Consider the following 19,151-nt stretch of genomic DNA (forward strand, 5'->3'; position numbering starts at 1 on the left):
CTCACGAGACGTTCGGGCCCTTGAAGTAGCCGTCCTCGGACTCGGGGGCGTTGTCCAGCGCCTCCTCCTGGGAGAGGGAGTCGCGCACCTCGTCGGGGCGCATGACGTTGGCGAGTTCCTCCTCCTCGTCGACCTCGGGCACCTCGTCCAGCGTCTCGAAGTACTCGAGGATGTCGGCGAACTGCTCGGTGAAGCGGTCGACCTCCTCGTCGTCGAGGTCGATGCGCGCGAGATCAGCGACGTGGCGCACCTCCTCGGGCTCGACCACGTTCTCCGTGTCGCTCATGGCCGACGCGAGGCGTGGCCCGGCGGTAAGGGTTTCGATGGCCGCCCCGGCCGCGCGCGAACGGAACCCACCCGCCCCGCGACCGCCGTCGGCACCGACCCGGCCGGCCGAACCGTCGCGCGCGCCGGCGGCCGATCCACCGGAATTTCCCCGTTCGACGCCCGCTGACCGGTGGATCCCCGCCTTCGGCGGTTGTATCCGGTCGCTTGTGCTCCCCACCGAGCGCGACCGTATCTTGGAGTGTCGGCCCGTGAGAAGGGCCATAACGCGGGTTTCAATCCCCCGAGTTCGCCGCGCAGCGACGCTCGGATCGACAGATTAAGTATGGTCGAGCGCGGACGTGTGAAATTGGTCCGATTTCGGGAAAGATTTAAGTCGTCTGGTCCCCAACACATAATCCGGTGAGACGGTTTTGGCGGGGATTGCCCCGCAGAGTTTGCAACCAATGACCGACACCACTATCAGACGCCACACGAGCGAGCGCGAAGAGGCCCGCGAGCGAGACGAGGAGGAGTCGGAGGACCTGGTCTGTCCGGAGTGTGGGGGCAACCTCGCGTCGGACGCCGAGCACGGCGAGACGGTCTGCGAGGACTGCGGGCTGGTCGTCGAGGAGGACGAGATCGACCCCGGTCCGGAGTGGCGCGCGTTCGACGCCAACGAGAAAGACGAGAAGTCCCGCGTCGGCGCGCCGACGACGAACATGATGCACGACAAGGGCCTCTCGACCAACATCGGCTGGCAGGACAAGGACGCCTACGGCAACTCCCTGTCCTCGCGCCAGCGCGAGAAGATGCAGCGGCTGCGCACCTGGAACGAGCGGTTCCGCACACGCGACTCCAAGGAACGCAACCTCAAACAGGCGCTCGGCGAGATCGACCGCATGGCCTCGGCGCTGGGCCTGCCCGAGAACGTCCGCGAGACCGCCTCGGTCATCTACCGCCGCGCGCTCGACGAGGACCTGCTCCCCGGCCGCTCCATCGAGGGCGTCGCCACGTCGGCGCTGTACGCCGCGGCCCGGCAGGCCGGCACGCCGCGCAGCCTCGACGAGATCGCCGCGGTCTCCCGCGTCGACAAGGACGAGATCGCCCGCACCTACCGCTACGTCGTCCGCGAGCTGTCCCTTGAGATCCAGCCCGCCGACCCCGAGAGCTACGTGCCCCGGTTCGTCTCCGACCTCGACCTGCCCGACGAGGTCGAACGCCGCGCGCGCCAGCTGCTCGACACGGCCAAAGAGCAGGGCGTCCACTCCGGGAAGTCCCCCGTGGGACTGGCCGCCGCCGCGGTGTACGCCGCTTCGCTGCTCGCCAACGAGAAGGTCACCCAGTCGGAGGTCAGCGAAGTCGCCAACATCTCCGAGGTCACCATCCGCAATCGCTACCACGAGCTCCTCGAGGCCGAAGAGGAGTTCACCGCCCCCTGAGGACGGTTTCTCGCGCCGACAGTTTTCGGAACGCCGAAGCCCCGGGTAGCCCTGGGGCCGCCATGGAGACGACCCGACACTACACCGCGACCGTCTACGTCGTCGGCGACGGCGCCGTCGCCTTGCACGAACACGACGGGCTGGGCAAGTGGCTCCCGCCCGGCGGCCACGTCGACCGCGACGAACTCCCCCACGAGGCGGGCCTCCGGGAGGTCCGCGAGGAGACCGGCCTCGACGCCGAACTCGTCGCCGAGCGCGACGACGTGGGCTCGCCGACCGTCGACCCGCTCCCCAAGCCCCGGCACTTCCAGCTCGCCGACGTGAACGTCCACGGCGAGTTCGTCGGCCACCAGCACGTCGACCTGGTCTACTACGCCCGCACCGAGACGCGGGAGATCGACCCCGCCGACGGCGAGCAGCCGGCCGAGGCCTGGCGCTGGTTCACGGTCGAAGACCTCGAAGAGACGGACGCGCTCGACCCGGACGTGGCCGAGATCGGGGCGCGAGCGATCGAGACCGTCTCCGGCTGACGGTCACTCGACGACGTCGATCCGCTCCCTGGCGAGCCGGGTCTCGGATTCGGTGTGGCGGAGCGTGACTGTCACGGTCTGGCCGGGTTCGAGCGGGACGCGGCGCTGTTCGATCCGGAAGGCGATCTCGTCGCTGGCCGCCAGCCTGGCGCCGCTGCCGTTCGGGGCCGCGATGGCGCCGTCGATGCCGGTGCGCCCCCGGGTGAAGACGTGGTTGCCGCTGTAGTCGTCCTGGGTGAGCCGCTCGGTGGGGAGCCCGTGCAGCCTTGCTCGCTTGTCGTGGTCGGGGAGGCTCACGATCAGGTCCACGTCCGCCACGTCGACGGTGTCGCCGCTCTCGTGGCTGATCCGGACCCACCCGCTCGTCGGCCCGGTCGCGTGGACCGGCTCGGAACTGGTCGAGAGGATCGGCCCCCCGTCCGACAGCGAGTCGCCCGTCTGCATCAGCAGTCCCCCCGTGACGCCGATCATCAACACCGTGAGGCCGAACCCGAGCGCGGCCATCCCCTCCCGGGAGATGGCGCGGTCGGCGGCCCCGAACGCGCGTCCCCTCATCGCTGTCCTGCCGCTACCGCGGCGACCGCCTTAGCTCCTGTCGTTACTCAGGTTACAGATCCGCCCGCAGACGAGGTCAGCGGTGGGATCAGCACAGCGAGTCGACGTACTGCCCCACGTGGTCGTCCATCCGCCGTTTGAACCCCGCCCGGCGGGCCAGCCGGTCGAGCTCCCGCGAGACGAGGCTGCCGTACTGGACGGCCTTCTTCTCGCGGAAGGCGACGGGGTCGGGCACCCACTCGCGGACCGCCAGCCGCAGCGCCCACTTGCGCTCGCCGCGGTCCGTCACGAGCAGATCTCCCGGGAGGTCCAGCGCGGCGGCGACCACCCGGTCGTCGAGCAGCGGCGCGACCGGCTCGACCCCCGCCGCCCGGAGCGCCAGCACGTCCCGCTCCAGCTGGTCCGGCAACGTGGCGACCACCTCGCGGCGCGCCCCGCGCACTGTGTCGGCCGCGACCCGCTCGTCGTCGGGCGCACGGGCCACCTTCGCGTAGCCGCCGAACAGCTCGTCGGCCCCCTGCCCGACCGCGAGGCGGTCGTAGCCGTCCGCGGCGGCCCGCTCGGCGACCAGATACAGCGGGAGCGCGATGCTCACGTCCATCGCGTTCGTCCGCCCGGTCGCCGCCGCGACCTCCGGGACCGCCCGCTCGATATCGCCGTGGGCCAGTTCGACGACCCGGATCTCGCGGTCGAGCTTCGCGGCGGCGCTCCGGGCCGCCTCCACGTCGTGGCTGTCGGGGAAGCCGGCGACGTACAGCGGGGCCGACAGCCGCGCCGCGAGCGCCGCCGAGTCGACGCCGCCGGAGAAGGCGACCGCCAGCCCCTCCGTCGGGGCGTCGTCGACCGCCCCGCGGACTCCCTGGCGGACCGCCCGCACGGCCGCTCGCTCGTCGGTCGCCGGGTCCGGGTCCGGGAGAGTCCAGACCCGCTCGTCGCCGTCGGAGTCCCGGGCGTGACCGGCCGGGACCGGGTCGGGGTCGGACAGCGCCGCGGGGTCGAAACTCCACGTCTCGGGGTCGTCGGCCCCGGTGAAGACGGGCTGGCGACCGAGGGCGTCCCGGACGACCCTGCCGTCCGCGGCGCCGGCGAACCCGGCGGTCCCGGGCAGCGGGTCGCCGTCGGCCAGCGCCCCCCGGACGGTCGCCGGCGAGGCGCCGCGGAGCCGGTCCGTTTCGACCCCGAATTCGCGGCGGTCGCTCATGAGAACAGGCTATCGAGCGCGAGGCGGACCCGCCGTCGCGTGTTCCCGTAGGCCTGGCGCGCGCTGACCAGCCAGGGGGTCCGGCGCGTCTGCAGCGTCGTCCGGCCGTCGACGACCGCCTCGCAGATGGCGTCGGCGGTCGGCTCGTCGGCGTCGACCAGCGTCACCGCGCGGCCGACCATGTCGCTGACGTGCGCGTCGCTGCCGGCGGTGATCGGAAGTCCGTAGCGCTCGGCGAACCGGCGGGCCTGCCGGTTGGAGTAGCCGGTCACCAGCCGGGAGTTGTACACCTCGACCGCGTCGGCCTCGCGGAGCTCGGACTTCTCGATGTTCGCGAGGACGCCGCTGCGCATCTCCTGGAATGGGTGGGGGACGACGGCGATGCCCCCCTGGTCGCGGATCCGGTCGAGCGTCTCCGCGAACGACAGGCCGGGCTCGACCGCCTCGTCGACGTTCAGCCCGAGGACGTGGCCGGCGGCGCTGGAGATCTCGATCCCGGGGATCCCGACGAGGCCGTACTCCGGGGCCCGTTCGAGGAGCTCCGGGTTGGCGCTGACCTCGTCGTGGTCGGTGACCGCCAGCGCGTCGAGGCCGACCGCGGCCGCCCGCTCCAGCAGCATCTCGACGGAGTCGCGGCCGTCGTAGGAGGCCGCCGAGTGGGCGTGGAATTCGACCGAGAGCACGACCGACCGTTGCGCGGGTGTCGGCAAAAACGACTCGGTCCCGGCCACGTCCGCGGGGCCGTTCGCTTCCGTCAGGGCGCTCAGCGGTCGAGGACCCACCGGGCGGCGGTCCCGACGCCGAACCCGACCGTCCCGAGTGCGAGCACGACCGGCGTCCAGAAGGCCGCCGCGCCCGAGCCCTCGAACGACCCCGGGAGCGCGACCACCGCGTTCGGGGTGAACAGCGAGAAGTACGCGATCCGGCCCGCGACGGGCGCGGCGGCGAGCGACAGGCTGCCCGCGAGGCCGCCTCGCCGGTGGGCGGCGACCGCCGACAGGGCCGGACCGGCGACCGTCGCTACCGCCAGCACCGCCGCCACGAGCGGGGTTGCGGCCCCCGGGACGGTCCCGCTCGCCGCGAGCGCCTGGAGCACCAGGGCGACGGCGAACAGCCCCGCGGCGGTCCCGAACGCGCGGACCGCTGCCGGCCGTTCCCCCGCGAGCGCTCCCACAACTGTGTTCGGAAACGATTCGGCCATCGCTCGGTCGCTCTCCGTCATCGGCCAGCGCCCCCTCATCGGTCAGTCACCCCCGTCGGCGCCGTCGACGAGTTCCAGCGGGTCGCCGAAGCGCACGCCCCGGTCGTCGAGCAGGTGCAGGTAGTGTTCGAACTGCCCGGGGGAGTTGCCGCCGTCGTGGAACAGGAGGATGTCCCGCGAGTCGCCGTCGAGGCGGTCGGCCGCGTCGGCGACGTTCTCGGCGAGTCCCGCCTTCGTGTCGACGTTGTAGTCCTCCACGTCGACGGTCCAGAACCAGTCGCGGTCGTCGGCGTGGTCGCGCCAGAAGTCGTAGTCGATCATGTCGGCCTCGGGCGGGCGGAAGCCGCGCTCGGCGAGCACGGCCTGGAACTCGGCGGCGCGGTCGCCGCCCTTGTCGCCGAAGGGGAAGCGGAAGAGCTTCGCGGGCCGCTCGACGCCCGCGTCGGCGTACACCGCATCGATGGCCGTCTCCGTCCGGTCGACCTCGTCGGCGAACTCGTCGACAGCGATGTCTGAGGCGTGGTTGTGGTCGAAGGCGTGGTTGCCCAGCAGGTGACCCGCCTCGACGGCCTCGCGGGCGTGGTCGGCGTGGTCGGCCAGGCGCCGGCCCTCGCAGAAGAACAGGGCGCGCACGCCGTAGTCGTCGAGGACGGCGAGTTTCTCCGGGAGCGTCGCCGAGGGGGCGTCGTCGACCGTGAGGTAGGCTGTCGTCACGGCCGTACTGTCTCCCGAGCAGCCACGAAAAACTACCGGGCCGGCGGGCGTCTCCGGGGCCGCGCCGGCGGCCCGCGCTCCCCCGTCCTTTTGAGGGGCCACGCCCTCTTGGGACCGATGCGAAACTTCACGATCGGGTCCGTCTGGGGGATCCCCATCAGGATCAACGTCTCGCTGGTCGTCTTCCTCCCGATTCTCGCGTGGGTCATCGGCAGCGGCTCGCAGATCGAGACCTACGTCGACATCGTCAACACCTTCGCGCCGTACTCGTTCGACGTTGCGGCGCTCACCGCGGGGTCGACGCCGTGGGCCATCGGGGCCGGCGCCGCAATCGGGCTGTTCGTCAGCGTCGGGATCCACGAGCTCGGCCACGCCTGGGCCGCCCGCCGCTACGGCATCGGCACCCAGTCGATCACCCTCTGGCTGCTCGGCGGCATCGCCGCCCTGGAGGAGATGCCCCGCGAGTGGAACCGCGAGTTCTGGATCGCCATCGCCGGGCCGATCACGAGCGTGCTCACCGGCGTCGCCTGCTACGTCATCCTGCTGGCCGTCCCCGCCTCCGCGCCGGTCGTCGGGTTCGTCCTCGGCTGGCTCGTCGTCACGAACGTCCTGCTGGCCGTCTTCAACCTCCTGCCCGCGTTCCCGATGGACGGCGGGCGGATCCTCCGGGCGCTGCTCGCCCGGTCGCGGCCCTACGAGTCGGCGACCGCGGCCGCCGCGCGCTTCGGCACCGGATTCGCCGTGCTGTTCGGCATCGTCGGCGTGCTCAGCTTCGCGCCGATGCTGATCCTGCTGGCGCTGTTCATCTACGGCGCGGCCTCGTCGGAGTCGCGGTCGGTCATGCTCCAGGGCCTGCTCACGGGCCTGACGGTGCGCGACGTGGCGCGGCTCGACGCCGAATCCATCGACGCCGACGAGTCGGTCGCCGCCTTCACCGACCGGATGGTCCGCGACCGTCGGACCGTCTATCCCGTCGTCGACGCCGGCGAGACCGTCGGCGTGGTCACGCTGGACGCCGTGCGGCGGACCGACCCCGCCGACCACGACACGACGCGCGTCCGCGAGATCGCGACCACCGACCTGCCGCGGGTCGCGGTCGACGCGCCCGCGTTCGACGCGTTCCTCGAACTGAGCGGGCACGCCTCGGGGCACGCACTCGTCGAGGCCGACGGCGAGGTGGTCGGCCTCGTCTCCCGGGAGGACTTCGCACACGTCCTCCAGTTCCGCCGCGACGGCGTCGGGGTCGGACCGCGGGAAGCGTTCTGACGGGCGGAGTCGTGGGACCCGGCTCCGCCGTGACCGGCGGACTGCCGGGTCGTGGAGGGGTCCCCGCCCCGTCGCGCTCACTCGTCGAGCAGGTTCTCCTCGATCCCCTGGTCACCCCCGACGAGCGCCGTCAGCCGCCGCGTGCTCGCGTCGAACAGCGACACGACCGGGCCGAGCGCCACCTCGACCAGTGTGAGCGGACGCGCGACCCGGCGGCTCCACGTCCGGGCGTGGCCGAGCCCGTAGGACTTCGGCACGATCTCGCCGAAGACGAGGATGAGCGTGCTCGCCCCGACGGTCGCGAGGACGACCGCCAGCCCGGGGGAGAACACGTCGGCGACCAGCAGCGTGACGATGCTGGAGATCGCCATGTTGACGACGTTGTTCCCGACGAGGATCGTGACCAGCAGCCGGTGGGGGTCCGCGCGGAGCTCGCCCAGCGCGGCGCCGTCCGGCGACCCGTCGGCCGCCGCCTCGCGGACCCACTCCTCGGGCAGCGAGAAGATAGCCGACTCGCTGCTGGAGAAGAAGGCGCTCAGCGCGACGAGGCCGACCACCGCGGCGACCGACGGGACGAGCAGCGAGAGCGTGACCATGGGCTGACCTCGCCCACCACGCACATGAAGGCCGGGCCGATCGGTCGGTCCTGTGTCGGGCGGCCCTCGCCGTCGTGACTGACGGCCCAGCCACCGCGGACACCCGGCGTGACGGCACGACCTCGCCGTGCGCGGGGAGCGACGCCGGACGGACTGGTCTCACTCGGCGGCCCCGGGGTCACTGGGGAGCGTGGCCGCGAGCCGCTCGGCGACCGTCGGGCTGACCAGCCCGGCCAGCTCCATCGCCTCCGTCTCGTGGTCGTCGAGGTCGAGGACGCCCCGGAAGAACCACGAGACGGTCACGTACGTCTCGTGTAACTCTTCGGCCCGCTCGCGGCCCGCCTCGGTCAGTGTCACGCCCTCGTAGGGCTCGTAGTCGACCAGCCCGTCGTCGGCGAGCCGCTGGCACATCTCCGTCGCCGACGCCGGCGACCTGTCGAGCATCTCCGCGAGGGTCCCCGGCGGGACCGGCGGACTGCGCCGGTGTTCCGCGATGTAGATGGCCAGGAGGTACTGGGGAACCCCGCTCATCCGTCCGGGGCGGGCCCCGCCCTGTCGTCCGTCTCACTCGGTACGGCCGACTGCCGTCGCATGGGATTAGGCTAGCCTAAATCGCATAAAGAGGTTCCGGATTTTAGGGCGGCCGAAACTGCGGTGGTGCCGTCGCGGAGGCCAGACAGCGCCCTGTGAGCCGGTTCGGACGCGCTATCGGGCGTCAGCGGCGCCGTGCTCGCGGATGAGTGGAGGCGCAGTTCTACCGGCGATGTTCGATTCGATATCGCGGATAACGGTATATCGGTCGTGCGGACGACGCCGACAGCCGGGGAGTCCGTCAGTCCGCGGCGCCCGGAACGCCCGTCTCGCCGTCGATTCCGCGCTCTTCGGGCGTGAGATAACACTGCGGGTCGGGGCCGAACGGGTCGTCGCCGTCGGACAGCGCCCGCAGCCGCGAGGCGCCCCGGCAGATGTCCTGGTACTGGCAGTCGGCACAGCGGCCGGTGAGGTGCTCCTCGCGTTCGCGCAGCGCGCCCAGCAGCGGGTTCGACTCGTCGGTCCAGATGTCGCCGAACGGGCGGTCGCGGACGTTGCCCAGCGAGTAGCCCTGCCAGAACTGCGTGAGGTGGACGTTGCCCTGGTAGTCCACGTCCGCGACCCGCTCGCCCGTCGGGTCGCCGCCGTTCTCCAGGAGGTAGCCGTGGATCCGGTCGGCCATCGCCTCGCCCAGTTCCCGGCGGGCGTACTCGACGAGGTAGCCCGCGTCGGCGTAGTTACCCACCAGCAGCGTCTCGATCTCGTGGCCGTCGTCGTGGTACTCGCGGGTCAGCTCACAGACCCGGCGGACCGCCTCGCGGCGCTCGTCGGGGGTCAGGTCCACGTCCTGGATGTCCGCGCCGCGACCGCCGTAGTCGAGGTGGTAGAAACAGAAGCGGTCGACGCCGCGGTCGGCCAGCAGGTCCACCACGTCCGCCAGGTCGTCGGCGTTGTGGCGGGTGATCGTGTAGCGGAGGCCGGTCTTCAGTCCGGCAGCCTGGGAGGCCTCGATGCCCGCCAGCGCGCGCTCGAAGGCGCCCTCCTGGCCGCGGAAGGCGTCGTTGCGCTCGGGCATCCCGTCGACGGAGACGCCGACGTACTTGAGTCCCGCCTCGCGGAGTCGTTCGGCGCGCTCCTCGGTCAGCAGCGTCCCGTTCGTCGAGAGGACGGGGCGAAGCCCGGCGTCACTGGCGTGGGCGACCAGTTCGACCAGGTCCTCCCGGGCCAGCGGCTCGCCGCCCGAGAAGAGCACCACGGGCGCGCCGAACTCGGCGAGTTCGTCGAGGAACTGCTTGCCCTCCGCGGTGGTCATCTCGCCCGGGGCGGGTTCCGTCTCGGCGGCCGCGTAGCAGTGGTCGCAGTAGAGGTTGCACTGCTTCGTGCAGTTCCAGACGACAACCGGCCGGCGCTGTTTGCGCTCGCGGATCTGCTCTTTCTCGGACTCGTCGGCGGCGTCGTAGCGAAGCCCGTCGCCCTCCGCGTCCAGGTCACAGAGGAGCTTGCTGACCGATATCACGCGTCCTCACCCCTGGCGGGGGTCGCTTCGACCGATCCGTCGGTCGCCCCGGTCGATCCGTCGGTCTCGCCGTCGCCGGCCCGGTCCGAGAGGGCGACGCCGTCGGCGGCGAACCGCCGGGTCTCGTCGGCGGGGCAGAGCCACAGCGTCTCGGCGCTCCAGCCGAACAGCCGTGCGGCCTGTTCGCGGGCGATCTCGGCCGAGGGGGCGCTGACGCTGCCGGCGTGGGTCAGGGGCTCGCCGGACTCCTCACGGACGAACAGCTCCCACTCACGGGTCACGTCGCCGCGGGGCGCGTCGACCGTCGCGTCGAGGGCGCCGTCACCCGGAACAGGGTCGTCAGAGTCGGGGTCGGGGTCGGACATATCGGACGGGACGGACTCGCCCTTCATACCGACTCCACCGTATTTTCAGACACTGGGAACGCGGCCGCCCGCTTAGGTCGAACGGCCCGAACTACGGGGCGATGACCGAGATCCGAACCGATCCGCCGGACGCCGCCGAAGGGCGGCAGCAACGGGGCCGAGACCGCCCGATAGCTCGCCGACGGGGGTGGCCCTGATGCGGCCGCCGGTCGACACCGCCGAGCGGCCGCTCGTGCTCATCTGGGAGGTCACCCAGGCCTGCGAGCTGACCTGTGACCACTGTCGGGCGGACGCCCAGCCGGCCCGCCACCCCGACGAGCTCTCGACGGCCGAGGGGAAGCAGCTGCTCGACCAGGCGGCCGACTTCGGCGAGCGCCAGCTGGTCGTCCTCTCCGGCGGCGACCCGATGAAACGGCCGGATCTGGTGGAACTGGTCGACCACGGGACCGACCGGGGGCTGACCGTTTCCCTGACGCCCAGCGGGACGGACGAACTCGACGCCGACGCCATCGGTGACCTGGCCGACGCCGGGCTCAAGCGGATGGCCCTGAGCGTGGACGGCGCGACGCCCGAGCGCCACGACGCCTTCCGCGGCGAATCGGGGAGCTTCGAGGCGACGATGCGGGCCGCGAGACAGGCCCGGCAGGCGGGGATCCCGCTGCAGATCAACACCACGGTCTGCGCCGACACCGTCGAGGACCTGCCGGCGATCCGCGACGTGGTAGCCGACCTCGGTGCGGTGCTGTGGAGCGTGTTCTTCCTCGTCCCGGTCGGCCGCGGGCAGGTGCTCGATCCGATCTCCCCCGACCGTGCCGAGCGGGTCATGGAGTGGCTCGCCGAGGTGGCCGACGAGGCCCCGTTCGGCCTGAAGACGACGGAGGCGCCCCACTACCGCCGGGTCCGCCGACAGGCGGCCGCCGAGTCCGGGGAGGCCTCGGCGGGGGAGGCGGGTGACGCCCCCACGGACGACGAGAACCGGCGTGCGAGCGTCCTCGCGGGGGACGGCTTCGCGTTCGTGAGTCACACTGGCGAGGTGTACCCCTCGGGGTTCCTGCCGAAGTCCGCGGGCACGGTGCCCGGGGACCACGTCGCCGAGGTGTACCGCGACTCCGAACTGTTCACCGCGCTGCGCGACCGCGACGAGCTGCGCGGAAAGTGCGGCGCCTGTCCGTTCCGGAATGTCTGCGGCGGGAGTCGGTCGCGGGCGTACGCCCACACCGGCGACCCGCTGGCGAGCGACCCGCTCTGCGGGTACGTCCCGCCGGGCTACGACGGCCCGCTCCCCTGGGACGACGCGGGCGAGGCGGTCCGGGCGGAGGGTCGACCCTGAGCGGCCGGGGTAGGCGCCTGCTCGGCGGACGACCGCTCGGATATGTCCGAATCGTGTGACGTATCCGAGGCGTCGGGAGCGGACGCTCTCGGCGGGTCGCGGCCGATCGGGCCGATCGTGTGTCGGTGCGATTATAACCGTCGTCGGGTAAGTGGCCGCTAGCAATGGTCCGTGACCCGTTCGCGGACGACGAGGCGCCGGACCTCCAGGAGGTGCTCGACGCGCTCGACGACCCCGACTGTCGGGCGATCGTCACCGCCCTGGAGGAACCGATGACCGCCAGCGAAATCTCCGAGGCCAGCGACATCCCCCTCTCGACGACCTACCGGAAGCTCGAACGGCTGGAGGAGGCCCAGCTGCTGTTCGAGGGCACCGAGATCCGCCCCGACGGCCAGCACGCCAGCATCTACGAGGTCGACTTCGAGGAAGTCGTCATCGCTTTGACCGAGGAGCGAGAGTTCGAAACCGAGATCGCCCGTCGGCCCCGGACGCCGGACCAGCGGCTCGAATCGCTCTGGTCGGAGGTGCGCAAGGAAACATGAGCCCACACGCTACACCCGGAACCGTCGTACTCGTCGCGTTGAAGACCATCACGCTCATCCTCGGCGGGATGATCACCTACTTTTCCTACAAGGCCTACCGTCGGAGCGGCGCCCAGCCGCTGTGGTATCTCGCGGTCGGGTTCGGGATCGTCACCGCGGGAACGTTCCTGGCAGGCGCCATCGACCAGGCGATACGCTTCTCGCTGTTCGGCGTGAACGTCCCCTTCTTCGGCGGGAACGTCGACAACCAGACCGTCGCCGACTTCGCGCTCGCCATCGAGAGCGCGCTGACCGCGGCCGGCTTCGCCGTCATCGTCTACTCGCTGTACTCGGAGTGAGGCTGTCGGGGCCCGACTTCCGGTCCCGATGTGACCGTTTTACTCCCGTGGGAGCGGGTGGCGTGTACATCTGCCCATCCTTGCACTCTCGGACGGAGTGACCACGTCGGCGCCGGGCCGACGAGGTGCCGCGACACGTTACATAGGCCGCAGATCCGGTCGCCAGCCATCTCATCTCCCGAACGGCCGTGGACCGTCGATATATTGTATGACGCTATATCGAACGCGGTCGCCGAGATTTCGAAATCGCTCTCGCATCGCGGGCGTTCACCACGTACGGTTACTCACACCCGGACGGCCCGCCTGGAACCGCCGACCCGCGGCATTTTTGTACGATAACTGGAATTATCTCCCCATGGAGTGTGGGATGCGATGTCACTAGCAGAGATTCAGCGACCGACGAGTCGGCGTGAACGATACCGCTTCATGGCCCTGGCCGCGTCGAAGCCGTTCGCGGTCGGGGCGGTCCTCGTGCCCCTGTTGTTACCCGTGGTGGGGTACCTCTCGGGCGACGTCCGGGTGATGTTCACCGTCCACCTGTTCCTGGGCGCCTTCTGGTTCGGGACCGCGGTCCTCGGTGCGGTCGTCCTCGGCCCCGTCATGGGGAGCCTCTCCGAGGAGGCGAACGTCGAGTTCGCCGAGGGGTTCGTCCCGCGGATGAACCTGCTCATGGAGCCGGTCTCGGTCGGGGTCGTCGGATCCGGGATCGGCCTCGCCGGGATGATGGGCCTGTGGGCGTCGCCGACGCCGTCGCTGTGGGCGGCGCTCGGTCTCGCCGTCGCGCTGCTCGTCCTCGGGTTCGGGCCGCTGCACAAGTTTACGGCGGGCATGTTCGACGAGATCGCCGCCGAGGACACCGACCACGAGCGACTCGCCGCCCTCAACAGGAAGTACGGCATGCTGAGCATGGTCGAACTGCTGCTCATGGTCGCCATCGTCGCGACCATGTCCGGTCTGCGCTGGGGGTTCTGACGCGGCTACCGCCGACCCGTCGGGTCGCGGGGTCGCCGACGGAGACAGGGTCCGCGAACAGTCGGGGGCGCCTGCGATGATCGGGGCGTACTCGACAGGGAAGGGACGAACGGGGCCCGGACGGGAGGTCAGTACTCGTAGACGACCGCCTCGAACGGGCGGAAGGTCGCGCCGACGGGGTCGGCCGGGGGGTCGTCGCAGTTAGCGAGCAGGACCTCGGTGTCGCCCGCGGCGAAATCATCGGGTTCGAAGGTCGCCCGCTCGTCCGACCAGTTGCAGACGACGAGTCGGCGCTCGCCGTCGAGCGTCCGGTTGAACGCGAAGAACTGGTCGTGGTCGGGGACGAGCGGGTCGTAGTCGCCGTAGACGAACACGGGGTCGTCGTCCCGGAGGTCGATCAGCCGGCGGTAGTGGTGGAAGACCGACTCGTCGTCGGCGCGGGCGGCCGCGGCGTTGACCTCGGTGTAGTTGTCGTTGACGGGCAGCCAGGGGTCGCCGTCAGTGAAGCCGGCCCGCTCGTCGTCGCTCCACTGCATCGGCGTGCGGGCGTGGTCGCGGCTGCGGTAGTTGACCGCCTCGCGCACGTCGTCGAACGAATCGACGGTCCCCGCGTCGAGCATGTCTTCGACGAGGCCGACCGTCATCGCGTCGTCGATCTCTCCCAGGCTCTCGAACTCGGTGTTGGTCATCCCGAGCTCCTGACCCTGGTAGAGGTAGGGGGTGCCACGCATCGTCAGCAGGAAGGTGGCGATACACTTCGCCGACCGGCGCCGCTCCGACTCGTCGCCGAACCGCGAGACGATCCGCGGGTGGTCGTGGTTGCCGAGGAAGAGCGCTTCCCAGGCGGGTTCGGCGACCGCCCGCTGGTTGCGGGTCATCAGCTCCTTGAACTCGGGGAGGCTCCACTCGCCCCAGTTGTCGTCGGTCCAGTCGTCGGCCTGGTCGACGTCGAGGTGGTCGAAGTGGAACACCATGTCCAGACAGTCGCCCCGCTGGACGAACTCGCGGGCGTCGTCGGCGTCGGCGCCGCCCATCTCCCCGGCGGACATCGCCTCCTCGGGCACGACCGCGCCGAGTTCGTCGAGGAACTCGCCCAGCCGCGGGCCGAAGGTGTAGTGCTCCGACCCCAGCGGCCCCTCCTCGTCGGGGTCGCCGTCGGGGTAGCCCTCGGTCTTCGAGAGGTGGCTGATGGCGTCCATGCGGAAGCCGTCGATCCCCTTCTCGACCCACCAGGAGACGATGTCTTTGACCGCCTCGCGCACGTCGGGGTTGCGCCAGTTCAGGTCGGGCTGGTTCTCGTTGAAGACGTGGAGGTACCACGCCTCCCGCTGGTCGTCCCACGACCACGCCGACCCGCCGAACAGCGACTCCCAGTTGTTCGGGGGTTCGTCGGGCGACCCCTCGACCCAGTGGTAGTAGTCGGCGTACTCCCCGTCCTCGCGGCGCGAGCGCTGGAACCACTCGTGTTCGCTGGAGGTGTGGTTGACGACCAGGTCCATGATGAGCTTCATGTCCCGGTCGTGGAGTTCGTCGCGCAGGCGCTCCCAGTCGGCCATGTCGCCGAACTCCTCGTTGATGGCCCGGTAGTCGCGGATGTCGTAGCCGTTGTCGTGGTTCGGCGAGTCGTAGACGGGCGAGAGCCACACCACGTCGACGCCCAGCTCGTCGAGGTAGTCGACGCGCTCGGTGATACCGGGGATGTCCCCGACCCCGTCGCCGTCGCTGTCCGCGAAGCTCCGCGGGTAGACCTGATAGACGACTGCTTCTTTCCACCACTCTCGGTCGATGCGACGCTCCTGTGTCTGTCGCTGCCCTGTCATCGTTCTCCGTTCGTCGTGTCGTCGGTCGGTCGGCCGGTGGTCGCTGTGTCTGTGGTCGCTACGTCTGTGCTCGCCGCGTCGGCCTCCGGGTCGTCGAGCGGCGGCGTCAGGTAGACCCGCGCCTCCCACGGGCCGAGGTCGAGTGTCCGTCCCGGGAGTTCGGGAGCGTCGTCGTTGGCGAGCGCGAGTTCGAGGCCGTCGACGGTCACGCCGTCGGGTACCTCGAAGGTCGTCGGCCCGTCGTCGAAGTTGAGGACGACGAGCGCGCGCTCGGCGGGTCCGTCACCCTCGCCCGCGAGCGTGCGGGTGTACGCGAAAATGTCCGGGTGGTCGGGGGCGAGCAGTTCGAAGTCCCCGTAGACCAGCAGGTCGCGGTCCCGGAGCGCGACCAGGTCGCGGTAGTAGTGCAACACCGAGTCGGGGTCGGCGCGGGCCCGTTCGACGTTGACCTCGGTGTAGTTGGGGTTGACGCCGATCCACGGGTCGCCGTCGGTGAAGCCGGCCGCTTCTTCGTCGGCCCACTGCATCGGCGTGCGGGCGTTGTCGCGGCTCATCGCCTCGACGGCCTCGCGCACGTCCTCGTAGGCGTCAGCGTGGCCGTCCTCGTCGTCGACCGCCGACGCGACGTAGTTGCGCGCCTCCACGTCCCGGAGGTCCTCGCGGGACTCGAAGGGCGCGTTCGTCATCCCGATCTCCTCGCCCTGGTAGACGAACGGCGTGCCGCCGAGGGTGTGGGTGAGCGTCCCCAGCAGCTTCGCGGACTTCCGGCGGTACTCGCCGTCGTCGCCGAACCGCGAGACCATGCGGGGCTGGTCGTGGTTGTTCAGGTACAGCGAGTTCCAGCCCTCGTCGACCAGTCCCTCCTGCCACTTCGCGAGGATCTCCTTGAATTCGACCAGATCCGGGTCGTCGGCGTCCCACTTCGAGTCGCCGTGGTCGAAGGTGACGTGCTCGAACTGGAAGAGCATCGAGAGCCCGTCCCCGTCCGCGCCGACGTACTCGCGGGCGTCGTCGACGGAGACGCCGGGCGTCTCGCCGACGGCCAGGATCTCCTCGTCGTCGAGCACCTCGTCGACCATCTCGCCGACGTACTCGTGGACCCGCGGGCCGTTCATGAAGTGCTCCGCGCCGCCGGAGTCACCGCCGTCGGGGTAGCCCGCCGCCTTGGAGATCATGTTGATCACGTCCATGCGGAAGCCGTCGATGCCGCGGTCGAGCCACCACGCCATCATGTCGTAGACCGACTCGCGCACGTCGGGATTGGCCCAGTCGAGGTCGGGCTGTTTCTCGTCGAAGAGGTGGAGGTACCACGCCTCCCGTTCGTCGTCGTAGGACCACGCGGGGCCGCCGAACACCGACTGCCAGTCGTTGGGCGGTTCGTCGGGCGACCCCTCGACCCAGTGGTAGTAGTCGGCGTGCTCGCCCTCGCCGCGGCGCGAGCGCTGGAACCACTCGTGCTCGTCGGATGTGTGGTTGACCACGAGGTCCATGATCAGACGAATCCCTCGTTCGTGGAGTTCGTCGCGCAGGCGCTCCCAGTCGCTCATGTCGCCGTAGGCGTCGTCGATGGCCCGGTAGTCGGCGATGTCGTAGCCGTTGTCGGCCTGCGGGGAGGCGTAGACGGGGTTGAGCCAGACGGCGTCGACGCCCAACTCCGCCAGGTAGTCGACGCGGTCGATCAGGCCCGGCAGGTCGCCGACCCCGTCGCCGTCGCTGTCGGCGAAACTCTTCGGGTAGACCTGGTAGACGACCGCCTCCTTCCACCAGACCCGCTCGTCGTCGGCGACGCCGCTCATCGCCGGTCACCGTCCCGACTGGCCTTCGCAGTCGGCACCGCGGCCCTCGTGTGGGGCGCGGTACCGTCCCGCTCGCGTCCGGCGATTCGCTTATCACGTCGTATCGCTTGGATGCGTTTCATGGGTCGTGTCCGGAAGTCCGACGCGGACTTCGCTCGACAAATACTGACTGGAACGACTCACTTAATTCTGGCGAGGATGTTGAAGAACAGATTCAACCAAAGTTTTATGGGCCAGTCTATCATGGTCTTGAACGAGCGATGTCTGACAACCAGAACCACGGGTCGAACGGGACACCCATGTCGCGCCGGCGGATGATGCAGCTGATCGGCGCGACGGGCGTCGCGACGGGCCTCGCGGGCTGTGGTGGACAGTCGGCAGTGGAAACCGAGACGCAGGGCGACGGTGGCGACGGCGGTGACGGCGGCGACGGCGGGGACACCCCGACCGATTCGCCGACGCCGACCTCGACGCCGGTCCAGGTCGACAGCGAGGCGCTGGCGACCATTCAGGAACTGGCGTACGTGACCAACCAGGCGATGCCGGTGTTGCCGCTCCAGGAGAAGCTGGCCCAGTCGTTCCAGACGACCGACGACTGGTCGGTTCCCGGGAAGGACAGCGACAAACTCCAGCTCTACTGGCCGACCGAGTGGCTGCCCCGCTCGGGCGACTGGACGAAAAAGGAGGGTGCGGATGACAACCGCCTGACGTTCGCCCAGTGGGCGGTCCCGCAGGACTCCCAGTACAACCCCTGGAACGGGAAGAACTTCGCCGAGCCGCGTCGGATGATCTTCGACCGGTTCATGAAGTACAACCTCGCGACCCAGGAGTACTCGGGCTACGTGATCCAGGACTGGTCGGTCGACGGGACCGACGTGACCCTCAACGTGCGCGAGGGCCAGACCTGGCACAACGGCGACCCCGTCACCGCGACGGACGTGGCCAACCAGATCAAGCTCGACATCTACAACGGCGGGAGCCTCGGCAGCTTCGTCGTGCCCGAGGACATGAACAAGCTCCCCGAGCGCGTCGTCGCGGCCGACGAGACGACTGTCGAGATCTCGCTGCAGGAGGCCGTCAACCCCGACATCCTGCTGGCGTACCTCCAGCCGAAGTACCTCGTCGCTCACGAGGGGACCTACGGCGAGTACGTCACCCAGCTCGACGAGGCCGGGTCCGAGGACGCCCGGTCGGAGGCGCTCTCGGAGCTGACCGGCGAGTCCGTCCCCGAACCGGTGGGGTGTGGCCCCTTCCAGTTCGAGGACGCCGACACCCAGCGCACCCTCGTGACGAAGTACGACGACCACCCCGACGCGGGCAACATCAACTACGACGAGGTGGAGTACCTCTACAAGCCCCAGAACCAGGGCCGCTGGAACTCCCTCATCAACGAGGAGACCGACGGGTCGGCGACGCTGTTCATGCCGTCGAACAAGCTGCGCCAGCTTCCCGACTCGGTGCAGGTCAGCCTCATCCCGCGCCACTGGGGGCTCGGGCTCGTCTTCAACTTCGAACAGGAGCCGGTCGACGACCCGCGCGTCCGCAAGGCCATCGCGCACGTCGTCAACCGCGAGCAGGTCGCGAAAAACTCCGGCGCCGGCACGAACTCGAAGATCGCCGTCACCTACCCGAGCGGCCTGACCGGCGAGTTCAACGGCCAGATCGAGGGGGCGTGGCTCGAGGGCGTCACCGACGAGTTCCAGACGTACGGCCGCGGCAGCGCCCAGACGGAGCAGGCCGCCCAGCTGCTTCGCGACGCCGGCTACGAGAAGAACAACGGCACCTGGGAGAAGGACGGCGAGCCGCTCGAGCTCCCGATCAAGGGACCGTCGGGCTTCTCCGACTGGGTCGCCGGCGCGAACACGGTCGCCTCCCAGCTCAAGGACTTCGGCATCGAGGCCCAGCCGAAGATGCTCGACACCTCGACCTACTGGGGCCAGGACTACTCGAACGGCGACTTCGTCGTCGGGCTCCAGGGCTGGGCGTCGTACAACCAGTCCCATCCGTACTTCCACTTCCAGTGGTTGTTCGACTCCTGGGACGCGAAGAACGCGTGGAACCTGCCGGAGGAGTTCTCGACGCCGGTCCTGCACGACCGGGTCCGCGAGAGCGAGTCGGTCGCTCCGGCCGACCTCGTCGAAAGTCTCACGACCGCCGAAGAGTAACTACCCC

At 70.1% G+C, this 19,151-nt stretch carries 20 protein-coding genes; 8 read left to right on the forward strand and 12 right to left on the reverse strand.

All coding sequences use genetic code 11. The features are described from left to right. Position 1: 1 nt before the first annotated feature. Entirely contained in the window at positions 2–286 is a 285-nt protein-coding gene (gene gatC, locus ACMGFG_RS20460; protein ID WP_436932155.1) for an Asp-tRNA(Asn)/Glu-tRNA(Gln) amidotransferase subunit GatC, read from the reverse strand. Between the two features lie 445 nt (positions 287–731). On the opposite strand from gatC, the gene ACMGFG_RS20465 reads away from it, so the two are divergent. Both ACMGFG_RS20465 and ACMGFG_RS20470 read left to right on the forward strand, forming a co-directional pair. Beyond that, a complete protein-coding gene (locus tag ACMGFG_RS20465; protein ID WP_436932156.1) occupies positions 732–1,706 on the forward strand; it encodes a transcription initiation factor IIB in 975 nt (324 codons plus the stop codon). A 62-nt stretch (positions 1,707–1,768) separates the two neighbouring features. Beyond that, positions 1,769–2,236 carry an NUDIX hydrolase gene (locus ACMGFG_RS20470; protein WP_436932157.1) on the forward strand — a complete coding sequence of 156 codons (468 nt, stop codon included), beginning with the start codon at positions 1,769–1,771 and terminating at the stop codon, positions 2,234–2,236. 3 nt (positions 2,237–2,239) lie between these two features. Here ACMGFG_RS20470 and ACMGFG_RS20475 read toward each other — a convergent pair whose 3' ends face one another. From ACMGFG_RS20475 to ACMGFG_RS20495, 5 genes are all read right to left on the reverse strand, one after another. Beyond that, entirely contained in the window at positions 2,240–2,791 is a 552-nt protein-coding gene (locus tag ACMGFG_RS20475; protein ID WP_436932158.1) for a hypothetical protein, read from the reverse strand. Positions 2,792–2,879: 88 nt separating this feature from the next. Further along, complete coding sequence (locus ACMGFG_RS20480) at positions 2,880–3,992, reverse strand: asparagine synthase C-terminal domain-containing protein (RefSeq protein ID WP_436932159.1); 1,113 nt, start codon at positions 3,990–3,992, stop codon at positions 2,880–2,882. Further along, entirely contained in the window at positions 3,989–4,675 is a 687-nt protein-coding gene (locus ACMGFG_RS20485) for a CehA/McbA family metallohydrolase (protein WP_436932160.1), read from the reverse strand. Before ACMGFG_RS20485 ends, ACMGFG_RS20480 begins: the two co-directional genes overlap by 4 nt. A gap of 80 nt (positions 4,676–4,755) precedes the next feature. Next, positions 4,756–5,214 carry a hypothetical protein gene (locus ACMGFG_RS20490; RefSeq protein WP_436932161.1) on the reverse strand — a complete coding sequence of 153 codons (459 nt, stop codon included), beginning with the start codon at positions 5,212–5,214 and terminating at the stop codon, positions 4,756–4,758. Between the two features lie 21 nt (positions 5,215–5,235). After that, complete coding sequence (locus tag ACMGFG_RS20495) at positions 5,236–5,907, reverse strand: polysaccharide deacetylase family protein (RefSeq protein ID WP_436932162.1); 672 nt, start codon at positions 5,905–5,907, stop codon at positions 5,236–5,238. 117 nt (positions 5,908–6,024) lie between these two features. On the opposite strand from ACMGFG_RS20495, the gene ACMGFG_RS20500 reads away from it, so the two are divergent. Continuing rightward, a complete protein-coding gene (locus tag ACMGFG_RS20500; protein WP_436932163.1) occupies positions 6,025–7,173 on the forward strand; it encodes a site-2 protease family protein in 1,149 nt (382 codons plus the stop codon). A gap of 77 nt (positions 7,174–7,250) precedes the next feature. Here the strand turns inward: ACMGFG_RS20500 and ACMGFG_RS20505 are convergent, their stop codons facing one another. From ACMGFG_RS20505 to ACMGFG_RS20520, 4 genes are all read right to left on the reverse strand, one after another. After that, positions 7,251–7,769, reverse strand: coding sequence for a CNNM domain-containing protein (locus tag ACMGFG_RS20505; protein WP_436932164.1), 519 nt, complete (start codon positions 7,767–7,769; stop codon positions 7,251–7,253). 159 nt (positions 7,770–7,928) lie between these two features. Then, the gene (locus ACMGFG_RS20510) at positions 7,929–8,300 is read right to left on the reverse strand and encodes a metal-dependent transcriptional regulator (RefSeq protein ID WP_436932165.1); all 372 of its coding nucleotides are present in this window, start codon (positions 8,298–8,300) and stop codon (positions 7,929–7,931) included. Between the two features lie 301 nt (positions 8,301–8,601). Further along, entirely contained in the window at positions 8,602–9,816 is a 1,215-nt protein-coding gene (locus ACMGFG_RS20515; protein WP_436932166.1) for a TIGR04347 family pseudo-SAM/SPASM protein, read from the reverse strand. Further along, positions 9,813–10,208: an Htur_1727 family rSAM-partnered candidate RiPP gene (locus tag ACMGFG_RS20520; RefSeq protein ID WP_436932167.1), complete on the reverse strand. Its 396-nt coding sequence runs from the start codon at positions 10,206–10,208 to the stop codon at positions 9,813–9,815. The genes ACMGFG_RS20515 and ACMGFG_RS20520 overlap by 4 nt, the downstream gene beginning before the upstream one ends. A 169-nt stretch (positions 10,209–10,377) precedes the next feature. On the opposite strand from ACMGFG_RS20520, the gene ACMGFG_RS20525 reads away from it, so the two are divergent. The 4 genes from ACMGFG_RS20525 (at position 10,378) to ACMGFG_RS20540 (ending at position 13,363) form a co-directional block, all read left to right on the forward strand. Further along, complete coding sequence (locus ACMGFG_RS20525; protein ID WP_436932168.1) at positions 10,378–11,511, forward strand: TIGR04053 family radical SAM/SPASM domain-containing protein; 1,134 nt, start codon at positions 10,378–10,380, stop codon at positions 11,509–11,511. 164 nt (positions 11,512–11,675) lie between these two features. Next, positions 11,676–12,053, forward strand: coding sequence for a helix-turn-helix domain-containing protein (locus ACMGFG_RS20530; protein ID WP_436932169.1), 378 nt, complete (start codon positions 11,676–11,678; stop codon positions 12,051–12,053). After that, positions 12,050–12,391 (forward strand): DUF7521 family protein, encoded by a 342-nt coding sequence (locus ACMGFG_RS20535; protein ID WP_436932170.1) that lies wholly within the window; start codon positions 12,050–12,052, stop codon positions 12,389–12,391. The genes ACMGFG_RS20530 and ACMGFG_RS20535 overlap by 4 nt, the downstream gene beginning before the upstream one ends. Before the next feature lie 372 nt (positions 12,392–12,763). After that, positions 12,764–13,363 carry a hypothetical protein gene (locus tag ACMGFG_RS20540; RefSeq protein WP_436932171.1) on the forward strand — a complete coding sequence of 200 codons (600 nt, stop codon included), beginning with the start codon at positions 12,764–12,766 and terminating at the stop codon, positions 13,361–13,363. Positions 13,364–13,491: 128 nt separating this feature from the next. Here the strand turns inward: ACMGFG_RS20540 and ACMGFG_RS20545 are convergent, their stop codons facing one another. Both ACMGFG_RS20545 and ACMGFG_RS20550 read right to left on the reverse strand, forming a co-directional pair. Next, positions 13,492–15,183 carry a glycoside hydrolase family 13 protein gene (locus ACMGFG_RS20545; RefSeq protein ID WP_436932172.1) on the reverse strand — a complete coding sequence of 564 codons (1,692 nt, stop codon included), beginning with the start codon at positions 15,181–15,183 and terminating at the stop codon, positions 13,492–13,494. Next, positions 15,180–16,979 carry a glycoside hydrolase family 13 protein gene (locus ACMGFG_RS20550; protein WP_436932173.1) on the reverse strand — a complete coding sequence of 600 codons (1,800 nt, stop codon included), beginning with the start codon at positions 16,977–16,979 and terminating at the stop codon, positions 15,180–15,182. Before ACMGFG_RS20550 ends, ACMGFG_RS20545 begins: the two co-directional genes overlap by 4 nt. 260 nt (positions 16,980–17,239) lie before the next feature. On the opposite strand from ACMGFG_RS20550, the gene ACMGFG_RS20555 reads away from it, so the two are divergent. After that, positions 17,240–19,144: an ABC transporter substrate-binding protein gene (locus ACMGFG_RS20555; protein WP_436932174.1), complete on the forward strand. Its 1,905-nt coding sequence runs from the start codon at positions 17,240–17,242 to the stop codon at positions 19,142–19,144. Positions 19,145–19,151: the final 7 nt, after the last annotated feature.

It is taken from the genome of Halosimplex halobium, from assembly GCF_051414055.1.
Classification (GTDB): domain Archaea; phylum Halobacteriota; class Halobacteria; order Halobacteriales; family Haloarculaceae; genus Halosimplex; species Halosimplex halobium.